Annotated in this window: 10 protein-coding genes and 1 tRNA gene; 3 read left to right on the top strand and 8 right to left on the bottom strand. The window is 69.9% G+C overall.

The window, feature by feature from the left end:
* Nucleotides 1-438 precede the first annotated feature (438 nt).
* On the top strand, nt 439-1,908 hold the full coding sequence (locus tag RIV12_RS04690) for a sensor histidine kinase (RefSeq protein WP_309322511.1): 1,470 nt from the start codon (nt 439-441) through the stop codon (nt 1,906-1,908).
* 134 nt (nt 1,909-2,042) lie between these two features.
* Nucleotides 2,043-2,804, top strand: a complete 762-nt coding sequence (locus RIV12_RS04685) for a response regulator transcription factor (RefSeq protein ID WP_309322509.1) — start codon at nt 2,043-2,045, stop codon at nt 2,802-2,804.
* A gap of 210 nt (nt 2,805-3,014) precedes the next feature.
* Here the strand turns inward: RIV12_RS04685 and pknB are convergent, their stop codons facing one another.
* From pknB to RIV12_RS04650, 7 genes are read right to left on the bottom strand one after another with little or no spacing between them, the layout of a single operon-like run.
* The gene (gene pknB / locus RIV12_RS04680; RefSeq protein ID WP_309322507.1) at nt 3,015-5,069 is read right to left on the bottom strand and encodes a Stk1 family PASTA domain-containing Ser/Thr kinase; all 2,055 of its coding nucleotides are present in this window, start codon (nt 5,067-5,069) and stop codon (nt 3,015-3,017) included.
* On the bottom strand, nt 5,066-6,193 hold the full coding sequence (locus RIV12_RS04675; protein WP_075417913.1) for a serine/threonine-protein kinase: 1,128 nt from the start codon (nt 6,191-6,193) through the stop codon (nt 5,066-5,068). The genes pknB and RIV12_RS04675 overlap by 4 nt, the downstream gene beginning before the upstream one ends.
* Nucleotides 6,190-7,692: a peptidoglycan D,D-transpeptidase FtsI family protein gene (locus RIV12_RS04670; protein WP_075417912.1), complete on the bottom strand. Its 1,503-nt coding sequence runs from the start codon at nt 7,690-7,692 to the stop codon at nt 6,190-6,192. Before RIV12_RS04670 ends, RIV12_RS04675 begins: the two co-directional genes overlap by 4 nt.
* A complete protein-coding gene (locus RIV12_RS04665; RefSeq protein ID WP_309322505.1) occupies nt 7,689-9,386 on the bottom strand; it encodes an FtsW/RodA/SpoVE family cell cycle protein in 1,698 nt (565 codons plus the stop codon). Before RIV12_RS04665 ends, RIV12_RS04670 begins: the two co-directional genes overlap by 4 nt.
* A gap of 1 nt (nt 9,387) precedes the next feature.
* On the bottom strand, nt 9,388-10,818 hold the full coding sequence (locus RIV12_RS04660; RefSeq protein WP_075417910.1) for a PP2C family protein-serine/threonine phosphatase: 1,431 nt from the start codon (nt 10,816-10,818) through the stop codon (nt 9,388-9,390).
* A complete protein-coding gene (locus RIV12_RS04655; protein WP_003788599.1) occupies nt 10,815-11,291 on the bottom strand; it encodes an FHA domain-containing protein FhaB/FipA in 477 nt (158 codons plus the stop codon). The genes RIV12_RS04660 and RIV12_RS04655 overlap by 4 nt, the downstream gene beginning before the upstream one ends.
* Nucleotides 11,288-11,995 carry an FHA domain-containing protein gene (locus RIV12_RS04650; protein ID WP_003788601.1) on the bottom strand — a complete coding sequence of 236 codons (708 nt, stop codon included), beginning with the start codon at nt 11,993-11,995 and terminating at the stop codon, nt 11,288-11,290. The genes RIV12_RS04655 and RIV12_RS04650 overlap by 4 nt, the downstream gene beginning before the upstream one ends.
* Before the next feature lie 257 nt (nt 11,996-12,252).
* On the opposite strand from RIV12_RS04650, the gene RIV12_RS04645 reads away from it, so the two are divergent.
* A tRNA-Leu gene (locus RIV12_RS04645) sits at nt 12,253-12,336 on the top strand.
* 287 nt (nt 12,337-12,623) lie between these two features.
* On the opposite strand, the gene RIV12_RS04640 is transcribed toward RIV12_RS04645, so the two are convergent.
* Complete coding sequence (locus RIV12_RS04640; RefSeq protein WP_309322503.1) at nt 12,624-13,169, bottom strand: VanZ family protein; 546 nt, start codon at nt 13,167-13,169, stop codon at nt 12,624-12,626.
* Nucleotides 13,170-13,186: the final 17 nt, after the last annotated feature.

The raw sequence follows: 13,186 nt of genomic DNA, 5'->3' as shown, positions 1-13,186 counted from the left end.
GACTGTCCGAAAGGACAAGGCCTCCCGTGTTGTAGCCCCCGAATCGTGTCCTATCGGGCGATCATGCGCGTCAGTGCCCGGATCTACAGTGAGCACATGTCAGTCCCCGGCCACCCGCCCACTCCTGCCCTCGGCACCCCAACCGTGTCGGGCAAGAGTGCTGGTTCCGGGGGCGGTCGGCCCGGGGGTGGTCGGAATGAGCCCGCCTTCGGGGCGCCGGTCCTGCCATACCGGTCGAGTCCGCCCGCCTACCCCTATCCCACCTATCCGAGACATCTGGGATACCAGGGGCCCGCGGGATACAGCGGGCCGTCCCCGTATCCCGCGTTGCCCGCTCATCCCGCTCCTCCCGGCACTCCTGCGGCGATGGGCCCGTACGTCCGCCCCCCGATGACGGCGGCGCCCGCCGGTCCCGCATCGTACGACCCTGCGAGACCGGTGCCCTCGTTCAAGGACTCCCTGTCCCCGTCGCAACGCCGTGCCCTCGAGGTCACCCAGAGGATTCTGCGATCCCTGGGCCTGTTCATCCTGTGCGCCATGGGGTTCCTCATCGCACTGGGAACACGTTTCGATCATGAGCGGCTTCTCAAGGAGAGTCACCCACTGCTCGACGCCGCAGGAATCCTCATGGGGCTGGCGCTTCTCGTGGCGGTCTTCCTGCGTCGGCGCTGGCCTGTGCCCATCACGGTCGCCTCGGCGCTCGCGGGTGCCGCCGCCGCCCTGGACACCACCGTGGGACTCATCGCCTTCACCACCGTGGTGCGCCGGTCCCGGTCCCTGCGCGACCCCGTCCCGTGGGCCACGGGCGCGCTGCTCGCCGTCGGTACCCTGGCGGCGCTCTTCCGGGACGCGAGCTACGGATCCACCGGGAGCTCGATGATCGGCGTCATCACCTCTCCCTCCCCCGACTCCCATGCCGTGACCCATGTGTCGGCGGTGCCGGTGCTGTTCCTCGCGGTGGTGGTCATGTCCCTGCCGGTCACCGTCGGACTGTGGCTGCGCATGCGTGACGGTGAGGAGGAGGCCCGACGCCGTGCTCAGGAGGCCGCCGACGCCTCAGCCCGGGCCGAGCGCACCGCTCAGGAGCAGACCCGAGCCTCGACCCGGTTGGCCGACACCGTCAGCCTGCAGGCCGAGCGTGAGCGCGTGGCCCGCGAGGTGCATGACGGACTCGGCCACCGCCTGTCGCTGCTCGCCCTCCACGCCGCCGCCCTGGAGCGCGGGGTCCTGACGACGTCGGAGAGCTCCCCTGTCCCAGACGGCTCGGAAGCCTCGGACTCAGCAGGTGCCCTCGATGAGGAGGATCCGCGGGCCGCCGCTCAGCGCGTTCGGCAGGAGGCCCAGGACGCCATGCGGGACCTGCGTTCCCTGCTCGCCGTACTGCGCGAGCCAGTGGGGGCGGTCGAGCCCGCCCCGCGCCTGGAGGACCTCAGAGAGGTGGTGGACGGGGTCCTTGCCGCCCACCAGCCGCTCAGCTCGTCGATCTACCTCGACCGGGCTGCGGAGGCCGACGAGGTGCTCTCCCGAGCCGTCTACCGGATCGTCCAGGAGTCCCTGACCAACGCCCGCAAGCACTCACCCGGTATGAGCGTTCAGCTGCGCGTCGAGGGCGGTCCGGACACCGGTATCGACATCACCTGCTCCAACCGGATCTGCCGGCCTGAGCCGGAGGCTCACGACGCGGAGTCCTGTGAGGCGCCTCGGGCCGCCGGCGTCGACCGGGGAGCAGTGTCAGGACCCGGAGTCGTGGCCGGCGACCTCCAGAGCGGCTCGGGCCTGCGCGGCATGGCCCAACGGGCGGAGATCTGCGGCGGCTCCTTCCACGCCGGCCCCGACGGCCAGGGCAGGTTCGTGGTGAGCGCGCACCTGCCCTGGCGCTCCGCGGAGTCGCCTCAGACCGGCCACTGAGCGGTCACCTACCGGCTCTGCACGGCCCGAGCCGGGAGATACCGGCCGGCGCGCAGTTCACCGGCCTGAACAATCCGGGCGCCTGGGCCGTTGGGATGGTGATTGTGTCGGCGCGCGCACCTAGGCTGGTCCCCGTGCCCGATCCCTCCACCGTCCCGGCCCCCGCAGCCTCCCGGCCCGCGTCCCCCACACCGGCCTCCCCGGTCCGTGTCATCCTCGTCGACGACGACCCCCTGACCCGCGCCGCCATCAAACCGCTCCTGCGGCCACGTGAGGACTACGTCGTGGTCGCCGAGGCCGGTGACGGCCGTGAGGCGATCAACGCCGTGGGCCGTATCGAGGCCGATATCGTGCTCATGGACCTGGGCATGCCCGTCATGGACGGGATCGAGGCCACACGCCAGATCTGTGCCGCACCGCGCCACCCCCACGTCGTGGCGCTGACCACCTGGGACGTCGACGACGCCGTCGTGCGCGTCATTGAGGCCGGCGCTGTGGGGTACCTGCTCAAGTACTCCGCCTCCGAGGAGCTCAATGCCGGGCTGCGTCGGGTGATGGCGGGTGAGTCGGTGCTCTCGCCGGGGGCGCTCGCCGAGCTGCTGCGATACGTGCGTTCTCAGCCGATGGCACCGACGTTGGCGGCCTACGACGCCCGCTCCGAGGAGCGTCAGCATGCCGTGGCCCAGGCCCGGCAGGCGGCGGCGGGGCTCAGTCGGCGCGAGCTCGAGGTCATTGCGGCGGCCGCCGAGGGGCTGACCACTGAGGAGATCGCGAGCCGGCTGTACATCTCGGTCTCGACCGTCAAGGCCCACCTGCGCAGCGCGCAGGAGCGGGTAGGTGCCCGCAACCGGGTGCACCTGGCGGTCCTCGCCGAGCGCGCCGGACTGCTGGGGTAGGGGCGAGCCCACCCTGAGCGGTGAGGGCCGGTGGCTGCGGCCTGCCGGATCCGGGTGCCCCGAGGTACGCGCGGACGCACCTTAAGGCTCGCGGACTGTCACCGCGAGGCCCGTGCTCGCAGGCTCAGATGCGTCCTCGACGCAGCATGGGGCCGGCCATCCGGGCGGAGGGCTCAAGCTCGAACTCGAGACCACGGTTAACTCAGGCGCTCAGCCGCCGTTGTTGTTACCTGCTCCGCCTGGATTGGGCTGCTGGTTGTTATTGCCCTCTCCGTCCTTGTCCTTACCACTACCACTGGAGACCGTGAGGTTGACGGTGGAACCGACGGGCACCTGAGTGCCGGCCTTCGGTTCAGTGCCAATGACCTTACCCTCTTCCACATCCTTGGAGGGTTTATCGATTTGGCCACCGACGTTGAGGCCGGCATTCTTCAGTTCGTTCGTCACCTCCTCGACTGTCTTCCCGTTGAGGTTATTGGGAACCTTTACTGTGCCGTTCGGCGTCGGCGTGGCCGCGGCACCACTGGAGAAGTGCACGGTGATCGTGTCTCCCGCAGAGGCGCTGGAGCCCGCGGCCGGGTCGGAGGAGACGGCCTTGCCCTGCTCGACATCGGCGGAGGTGACGTCGTCGCCGCGCTTGAACTTCAGGCCGGCGTCCTCGATGGACTTCTTCGCCGTGGCCTCGTCCTGGCCGGCGACATCGGGCACGGAGGTATTGCCGGTGGAGAGCACCAGGTCCACCGCGGTACCGCGCGCAACGGAGTTCCCCGCCTGCGGGTTGGTGTAGATGACCCGGTCCTTCGCGACCGTGGCGGAGTCCTCCAGGGAGGTGTTTCCGCCCTCGAGTCCGGCGTCCTTGAGGGCCTTACGGGCGTCCTCCTGGGTCTTGCCAGTCAGGTCGGGAACCTTGACCATGGCTGATCCGGTGGAGAAGTGGACGGTGACGGTGGAGCCCTGCTCGACCTTCGTGCCCTTCTCCGGGTCGGAGGAGACGGCCAGGCCCTCACTGACCTCGTCGTTGGCGACCTCGTCCTTGGCGAACTTCAGTCCGGCGTCCTCAATGGTCTTCTTGGCCGATTCTTCATCCTGCTTGGAGATGTCGGGGACCTCCACCTTGCTGATGGTGGGGCTCGGCGTCGGGGTGGGCTGGTTGTCGAAGCCCCCGGCGGCCCACAGCCCGGCGACGACGGCTAGGGTCATGAAGAGCAGGAACATGAGGATCCAGACCCAGGCGTGGCTCTTGGGCTTCTCCTCGGGCTCTTCGGCCTCCTTGGCCGCCTGCATCGGAGAGGCCCCGGAGGGCACCTGGGCGAAGGAGGAGGTGGGCTGAACCGGTTCGGCGGCCGGTGAGGCCATGACCGAGGTGGCCGGGGACCAGGAGTCGGCGGCCGGCGCGGCCACGGACATGCCCCGCGCGGCCGCCTGCAGGTCGGCGCGCATGTGGGCGGCGTCCTGATAACGGTCCTCCCGGCTCTTGGCCAGCGACTTGAGGATCACCCGGTCTAGGGACTCGGGGACATCGGCCGCCAGCGAGGAGGGGCGCTTGGGGATCTCCCGCACGTGCTGGTAGGCGATGGCCACGGCGGAGTCGCCCTGGAAGGGCGGCTGGCCGGTGAGCAGCTCGTAGAGGAGACACCCGGTGGAGTACAGGTCCGAGCGGGCGTCCACGGACTCGCCGCGGGCCTGCTCCGGGGAGAGGTACTGGGCGGTGCCCACCACCGTGTGGGTCTGGGTCACCGTGGAGGCGGAGTCCTCAATGGCCCGCGCGATGCCGAAGTCCATGACCTTCACCGCGCCGGTGGAGGTCAGCATGATGTTTCCGGGCTTGATGTCACGGTGGACGATCCCCACCCGGTGGGAGTACTCCAGGGCGTCCAGGACACCGGAGACGATCTCCGCCGCCTCCGCGATCGGGACGGCCTCGCCCTCGCTGAGGAGCTCGCGCACCGTGTGCCCCTCGATGTACTCCATGACGATGTAAGGGACGGTGCGGCTGGCGCCACCGGGCTGGAGGAGCTCCTCCTCGCCGGAGTCGTAGACGGCGACGACGGCGGGGTGGTTGAGCGCCGCCGCGGACTGGGCCTCGCGGCGGAAACGGGCCTGGAAGGTGGGGTCGCCGGCGATGTCCGAACGCAGCAGCTTGATGGCCACGACCCGCGACAGGCGAGTGTCGTAGCCGAGGTGCACCTCTGCCATACCACCACGTCCGATGAGGTCGCGGATCTCGTAACGGCCCGCGAGGACCTGGGGGAACTGACTGGTCACAGTACCTCCTTGACAGGGATGCTCAGCATCAAGGCTGGCACGACCTGATGCGCATGGGCAAGCGTACCTGTGCTGTGCAGGGTGATGAGCGCGAGGGCCGGGATGAGGACTCTCAGGGTCAGCAGGTTGAGACCGAGGAAGGACCGTCCTGAGGCGTGCCGGGCGGTGCGCGACGGCGTCGGCTCCTGGGCCGCGTGACGGCCGGGACGCACCGTGGCCGGCTGGGGCAGCTCGCGGGTCTGCGGGCCACGGCGGCCGGTGGACTCCCAGCTGAGTGCCTCACGGGGATCCCACGCATCCGTGGGCAGGTTCACCACCGCCCGGTCCAGGGCGCGGGCCACCTCGCGGGCGGAGTGCGGCCGATCGGAGGGCTTCTTGGCGAGCAGCTTGAGGATGATGGCCTGGACCTGAGGCGGGACGGCGTCGGGAAGTGCGGGAACCTCCTCGTTGACATGCGCGAAGGCGATATCCACCTGGGTGGCTCCGCTGAAGGGGCGCCGCCCCACCAGGGCCTCGTAGGCGATGATGCCCAGACCGTAGAGGTCCCCGGCCGGGGTGGCCATATTGCCCATGGCCTGCTCGGGGGCGAGGTACTGGGCGGTGCCCATCACCATGCCGGAGGCCGTCAGCGGGCGCTGGTTGATGCCGGTGGAGATGCCGAAGTCGGTGAGCTTGGCCAGGCCCTCGCGGTTAATGAGGATGTTGGAGGGCTTGACGTCCCGGTGCACGACGCCGGAGTCGTGGACGACCTGCAGGGCGCGGGCGACCTGTGCCAGGACCGGCAGGATCTCGGCGGGAGACAGGGTCCCCTTCTCGGCGATGATGTCCGACAGGGCGCGCCCCTGGACGAGCTCCATAATGAGCCAGCCGGTCCCGTCCTTCTCCCCGGAGTCCAGGACGACGGCGAGGTTCGGGTGGCGCAGGCCCTGAGAGTTCTTGGCCTCCGCGCGCAGACGGGACAGGAAGATCTCATCGCCGGTCAGCTCGGGGCGCAGGATCTTGGCGGCCACTGCCCGGCCCGAACGCAGGTCGGTGGCGCGCCACACCTGGCCCATACCGCCCAGGGCGATCTGCTCCACCAGCTCGTAGCGGCCCTGGAGCTGGAGCCCAGCAACAGGTTTCACTGGTCCACCGCCGCATCGATGACCTTGGCGGCGACGGGGCCGGCCACCTTGCCACCGGTGGCGCCGTCCTCGGTCTCGGCATTGCCGTCGAGCACGACGGCCAGCGCGATCTGAGGCTTGTCGATGTCGGTGCCGGCGAAGCCCACGAACCAGGTGGTCGGGCCACTGTCCGTGCCGGTCTCGGCGGTACCGGTCTTGCCGGCCACCTGAACCCCGGCGACCTGGGCGCTGGTGCCCGTGCCGTCGGCGACGGCCTTCTGCATGAGGGAGGACAGGGAGGAGGCGGTGGCCGAGTCGATCGGGGTGCGGGCCACCTTCGTGGAGGTGGCGCTGACCTCGTTGAGATCGGGGTCCAGGGTGCGTGAGACCAGGTAGGGGGTCATCTGCTCACCCTTGTTGGCCACGGTGGCTGCCACCATCGCCATCATGAGCGGGGTCGCCTGTACCGATGCCTGACCGATGCCGGCCATCGCGGTCTGCGCCTGCGAGTCGTTGTCCGGGTAGGTCGACGGCGTGACCTTCAGCGGGATGGACAGGTCGGAGTCGAAGCCCCAGTTCTTCGCCTCCTTGGAGAGCTCCTTCTCGCCGACGTTGATGGCGAGCTGGGCGAAGGGGGTGTTGCAGGACTCGGCGAAGGCGTGGGAGAAGGTGGTCCGGCCGCCGCCGCAGGACTCTCCGCCGTAGTTCTCCAGGGAGTGGCTGGTGCCCGGCAGGGTGATGGTGTCGGGGGCGTCGACCTCCTGGTCCGTCGTGATCTTGCCGGTGCGCAGCGCCGCCGCCGTGGTGATGATCTTGAAGGTCGAGCCCGGCGGGTAGCGGTTGCCGGCGATGGCCCGGTTGTCCAGGGGGCGGGAGGAGTCCTGGCTGAGGGTCGTGTTGGCCTCATTGGCGGCGTTCCCGTCCCGAGTGGCGAAGGCCGAGGGATCGTAGGAGGGGCTGGAGACCAGGGCGAGGATGGCCCCGGTGCTGGGGTCCAGGGCGACGACGGCGCCCTCGCGCCCGGCCAGGGCGTCGTAGGCGGCCTGCTGGATCTCGGGCTTGATGGTCAGCTCAACGGCCCCGCCCCGCTGGGAGTCACCGGTGATGAGGGTCTTGATCCGGGAGGAGAACAGGGAGGGGTCGTCCCCGTTGAGTACGGAGTTGCCCTCCTTCTCCATACCGGTCATGGAGGCGAAGGCGGGCGAGAAGTATCCGGTCACCGGGGCGTAGAGCGGCCCGTTGGCGTAGACGCGCTGGTAGTCCTCGGAGCCCTGACCGTCGTCGGACTTCTGGGTGCTGGCGATTGTGGTGCCACCGGCCAGGAGGATCGGGCCCCGCTCGGTGTCGAAGTTACGGCTGACGGTGCGGCGGTTGCGCGGGTCGGAGTTGAGGGCCCCGTTGGCCGACCACGATTCCCACACGGAGGGGCGGGCCAGGCCCTGGACACTGGTGACGGACAGGGCCAGCGTGGTGAACATGACCAGTACCAGGAAGGCGACTTGACGAATCTGTCGGTTCATGGCTGCTGCCTCCTGTCGCTGTCCTCAGTGAAGCCCGGGGCGCGCGATGAGCGCAGGGTCTCCCCGCCCGGTGCGGTGTACGGCGGAGACGGCGCCTCCGGACTGACGGTGACGGCGGGGCGGGCGTCATCCGACGGGCTGCCGGGGCCGGGTGCGGCTGATGGGGACGCGTAGCCCCCGACGTCGGCCTGCTCGGCTCCGGTGGGCGCGTCGTCGACGTCCTCGGCCATTGACTCCTCGGCTCCGGCGTCCTGGACCTGGCGGCGCAGGGAGAGCGGCAGCTCGGCGGTGTCGATGATCCGCGGTGCGTGGGTGGCCGGACGCCGGGCGGCGTCGGACAGGCGCAGCAGGAGGGCCAGGATGACCCAGTTGGCGAGGAGTGAGGAACCGCCGTAGGCCAGGAAGGGCAGGGTCAGTCCCGTCAGCGGGATGAGCCGGGTGACACCGCCGATGACCACGAAGATCTGCAGGGCGATGGCGAAGGACAGGCCCACGGCCAGGAGCTTGCCGAAGCCGTCGCGCAGCGAGACGGCGGTGCGCAGCCCCCGCTGGATGAGAACGAGGTAGAGCATGAGGATGACGAGCGTGCCGGTCAGGCCCAGCTCCTCACCCAGCGAGGCGAAGATGAAGTCGGAGTTGGCGAAGGTGACGAGAGTCGGTGACCCCTTGCCCCATCCGGCCCCCATGAGTCCGCCGGTGGACATCCCGAACATGCCCGTCAGCAGCTGCCAGGAACCGCCGGCGGCGTTGTACACGGCGTTGTCGGTGGCGTGGAGCCAGCCGTTGATGCGCTGCTGGACGTGATGGAGATGCGTCGCCGCGAACCAGGCCGCCGGGAGGAACAGGGCCGCTCCGATGAGCAGCCAGGAGGGCCGGTCGGTGGCCACGTACAGGACGACGACGAACAGGCCGAACAGCAGGACCGAGGAGCCCAGGTCCTTCTGGAGGACCAGGACGCAGATGCTCACGCCCCACACGATGAACAGGGGGCCCAGGTGGCGAGCCCGCGGCAGGCTCATCCACAGCACCTTGCGGCCCGCCAGGGCCAGGTTGTCCCGGTTGGCCACCAGGTAGGAGGCGAAGAAGACCGCCAGCAGCACCTTGGAGAGCTCGGCCGGCTGGAAGCTCATGGGGCCGATCCGGATCCAGATGCGGGCGCCGTTGATGCTCTGGCCGATGCCCGGGATGAAGGGAAGGACGAGGAAGACCAGACCGGACCACATGGCCCAGTTGTCCCAGCGCCTCAGGCGCCGGTAGTCGCGCAGCAGGAGGAGCACGGCGCAGAAGAGGATGACGCCCAGCAGCGTCCAGACGAGCTGCTTGGAGCCCACGTAGAACTGCCACTGCTCGTTGGCCTCATAGGCCAGGTCCAGGCGTCGGATCATGGCCAGACCGATCCCGTTGAGTGCCACCGCCGTTGGCAGGAGGACCGGATCGGCCCACGGGGCGTGGTAGCGCACCCACAGGTGCATGAGGACGGTCAGGGCCAGGAAGGCGGTCGCCACGACCACGGTCTGTGTCGGGGAGGAGCCGGTGCGGTTGAGAGCGGTGAGCACGAAGCCGCCCAGGCCCAGGACCAGGGCGACGCCGAGCAGTGCCGCCTCCGCCCACCGTCCCGAGTATCGCGCGGAGCCGGCGGGCTGGATGGTCGCGACGCCCGCGGGGGCGCCCATGGGGCCTGGAGCAGCAGTCATCTCACCCCTCCTGCCCGGTCTTGCCGGGCTGGGTCGGTGTGGCGGAGGCCGGCGACGGGGTGGAGGTGGGTGAGGATGAGGGGGATGAGGGCTTGGCCGTGGGGCCCGAGGTGCTCTGCGGGGCGGCGGCCGGCTTGCGGTAGGAGCGAACCGTCTTGTCCACGTAGGTCTCCGCGTCGCTCATCGACGACTGGGTGACGGTGGCCTCCAGGCGCTCGCGGATGTTGTGATCGAGCTCCTCCACCGGCAGGTCCGCGTAGGTCTTGACCGAGTGGCTCAGCTTGAGGGGGCCGACGGACTGGGGGATCCCCTGGTAGATGGCGACCTCGCCCTTGTAGGTGGAGACGTAGTAGCGGGTCTGGGTCCAGCGGTAGAACAGGGCGCTGGCCCCGACGAGCGTGGCCAGCAGGACGAGGCCGCCCACGAGGACCCGACGGCGGTGACGGCGTCGGGCCTTCTGCTGGGTGGCGGCCTCCGCGGCGATGGCCTCGTTGGCCTCGGAGGACTCCTTCGTAGGGGTGGAGCCGGCCTGCTCCTCCAGGGTGGCCATGAGGGCTGCGGCCTTGGCGGCGGGGCTGGTGGCCTCGGTGTCCTTGGCCTTGGCCTCCCCGTCACCCGCGCGATGGGCGGCGGCGGCACGCTCCTGGGCCAGGCGCTCGGTGGCGGCGCTGCCCACCACCTGCGGGACGGTCTGCGGTTCGGGGTCGTCCTTGACGACGTCGAAGACGACGGCGGTGACGTTGTCCGGTCCGCCGGCGCGCAGCGCCAGGTCGATGAGCTGATCGGCGGCCTGACCGGGGTCGGCGACGCCGGCCAGGACCTCACCGATGGTCTCGGCGGTCACCGGGCCGCTCAGGCCGTCGGAGCACAGCAGCCAGCGGTCGCCGGGAACGGCTTCGCGGATCGACTCGTCGAGCTGGACCTCGCCCTCGGTGTCCCCCAGGACGCGCAGGAGGACCGAGCGCTGCGGGTGCTGGCGGGCCTGGTCCCGGGTGAGGCGCCCGGTCTCCACGAGGTACTCCACGAAGGTGTGGTCGGTGGTGACCTGCGTGAGGGTGCCGTCACGCAGCATGTAGGCGCGCGAGTCACCCACGTGGACCATGGCGAGCTTGTTGCCGCTGCGCATGACGCCGATGCAGGTGGTCCCCAGACCGGCGAGGTCGGGATCCTGCGAGGACAGGGTGACGAGCTCGGTGTGGGCGGCCTGGACGGCGTCGCGCATGAGGCCCAGCAGCTCACCGGCCTGGTGGGAGTCTGCGTCCAAGGGCATGAGGTGCTCGACGGCGACCGCCGAGGCGATGTCTCCGCCCGCGGGCCCGCCCATCCCGTCGCACAGGACGCACAGGTGGGGGCCGGCGTAGCCCGAGTCCTGGTTGGACTGGCGGACCAGGCCGACGTCGGAGCGTGCGGCGAAGCGCAGGGAGATGGTCATGAGCGCAGCTCCAGCGTCGTTTGGCCGATTCTGACAGGAATGTTCATGGGGAGCTCCACGGCGCCGTGCACGGGGCGGCCGTCCATCATGGTTCCGTTGGTGGATCCGAGGTCCTCCAGCCACCAGGCGCCGTCCTTGGGGAAGACGCGGGCGTGGCGCGATGAGGCGTAGGAGTCGTCAAGGACCAGGGTGCAGGAGGGTGAGCGGCCGATGATGATCGACGACGGGCTCAGGGGCACGGTCGAGCCGGCCAGCGGGCCCTCGGTGATGACCAGGCGGGTGGCGCTGCGTCGTCGGCCCCTGGGGGGCGGGCCTGAGGGCTGCTCGGAGCCGCCCGCGGAGCGTCGACGTGACGGGCCGGCGACGGGGGAGTCGGCCATATCGCGGCGCATGACGCGCACGATGAGGTACAGGAAGAACCACAGCAGGACCAGGTAGCCCAGCCGTAGGATCGTGAAGGCGAGTGCGCTCACCCGTTGACTCCGCTGTTCTGGGTGCCATCCCAGAACAGGATCTGGGTGCGGCCGATGGTGAGGGTGTTGCCGTCCACGAGGGTGACGGCGTCGACCCGCTGGCCCTCGACGAAGGTGCCGTTGGTGGAGCCCAGGTCGCTGGCGATGGCGTTGCCGTGCGTCAGGCGGATCTCCAGGTGACGGCGTGAGACGCCGGAGTCGTCGACGATGATGTCCGCCTCCGAGCCGCGCCCGATGACGGTGACCGGTCCGGTGAGCAGGTAGCGCTGGCCGTTGATGTCGACGATCGGGTGCGCCGGGGTGGCGGTGGCGGAGGCGGCCGGGGCGGCGGCGCCGCGCCGCGTGGAGGACTCGATCTCGATCGCCGGGGCGTTGGGGTTGTTGTTGACGAGGAAGGAGACCTCGACCGGGCCGACGAAGGAGTAGCCCTGGTCCGCGGCGTGCGAGGTGGCGACCTCCTCCATCTGACGCACCATCTCGTCCTGGCCCCAGGCGGTGATGCGTTCGATGCTCGGTGGGGTGAGGTGGATGCGGAAGATGTTGGGAACCACTGAACGGTCGCGGGCGAAGGACGCCGCGCGCTTGTCCATGGTCTCGCGGAGCTTCGAGGCGATCTCGATGGGCTCGATGTCGTCCGAGAAACGGGACATGGCGCGGTTCGTGACGTTCTCGACGCCTTTCTCGAACTTGTCCAGGAATCCCATGGACAGTACCTCCCCCAAATATGGTGTGGCGGCCCCCGGGATGGAGCCGGGAGACGGGACTGTCCCGCCTCGCTATGGGCCTGCACGGTCCTGCGTGCAGGCCGATACCGTTCCCATCGTAACGGTAGCGAAGCGATTGCAGGGGAGACGGCCCCCGCTGTGTGAGGTAATTGTGTCGTGAGCGGTCTCACGGCCGGATGTGGCGGTGAGGATTGGACGGCGGCGGGGGTGGCAGGCTAGTCTCATGCTCGCTTCTCGCGCGAGTGGCGGAATTGGTAGACGCGCACGGTTCAGGTCCGTGTGATCTTACGATCATGGGGGTTCGAGTCCCCCCCCGCGCACAGAACGGAAAGGCCCGGGCCGCATGGTCCGGGCCTTTCGCTGTCCCCGTTTCCGGGTCGGCCCTGCTCCGGATCCCGCGGGTCGGCCCACTGCACGAGGGCCGGGATCTACTGGCCGAAGGTTGTGCGTACTGCACGAAGGCCCCGCCTACGTGGAGTATCCCCGACCCTCTTCCAGTAGCACCCCACCCTCGTGTGGTGCGCGCACGGTGCCTGAGCGTCCCCGCCCTTGAAGGGACGCGGTCCGCTCGTGACGGTGCGGCGTCGTTCCGGTGATGACGGGGGAGTCAGGCGGCGGGCCGGGGGTGCAGGCGGCGCAACAGGTACCAGGCGGTCAGGGCGCCGGCCCAGGCGCCGACGGCGTTCTGGCCGACATTGGCCAGCGAGGGGCGCCGCTCCAGCATCGGCAGGAGGCTCTGGAGCACCTCGGCGCTCAGTCCGACGACGCAGCCCACCAGCGCCCATATCCACCAGGGTATGTCCCGCCATCCCGCGACGGCGCAGAAGGTGGCCGGCGCCAGCATCACCAGGTTGAGGACGACGTCCTTGCCCTCGGAGCTGAGGAAGCCCGGTCCCATGGTGTCCTTGAGCTCGGCGACCTCGCGTCCGGAGGGCCATGTGACCGCCACGCAGATGACGGCCAGGAGGATGACCGCCGCGACGCGGGCGATCCGCTCATAGGAGGAGGGGCCCGGGGGGAGGGCCTCGGGCGTGTTCGGGCCCGTGGTGCGGCCGGCGGACGGCGCACCGGCCGACGCCGGTGACGTCCCCCAGGAGGTGTCGGGGGAGTCGGCGGAGGTCAGTGCTTCGGGCGCGGGCTGCTGGGCGGGCACGCTCACGACGCTACCGC

Source organism: Actinomyces stomatis, from assembly GCF_031292835.1.
Taxonomy (GTDB): Bacteria; Actinomycetota; Actinomycetes; order Actinomycetales; family Actinomycetaceae; genus Actinomyces; species Actinomyces stomatis.
The sequence above is the reverse complement of the archived record's forward strand: the minus strand, read 5'-3'. Positions and strand labels throughout refer to the sequence as shown.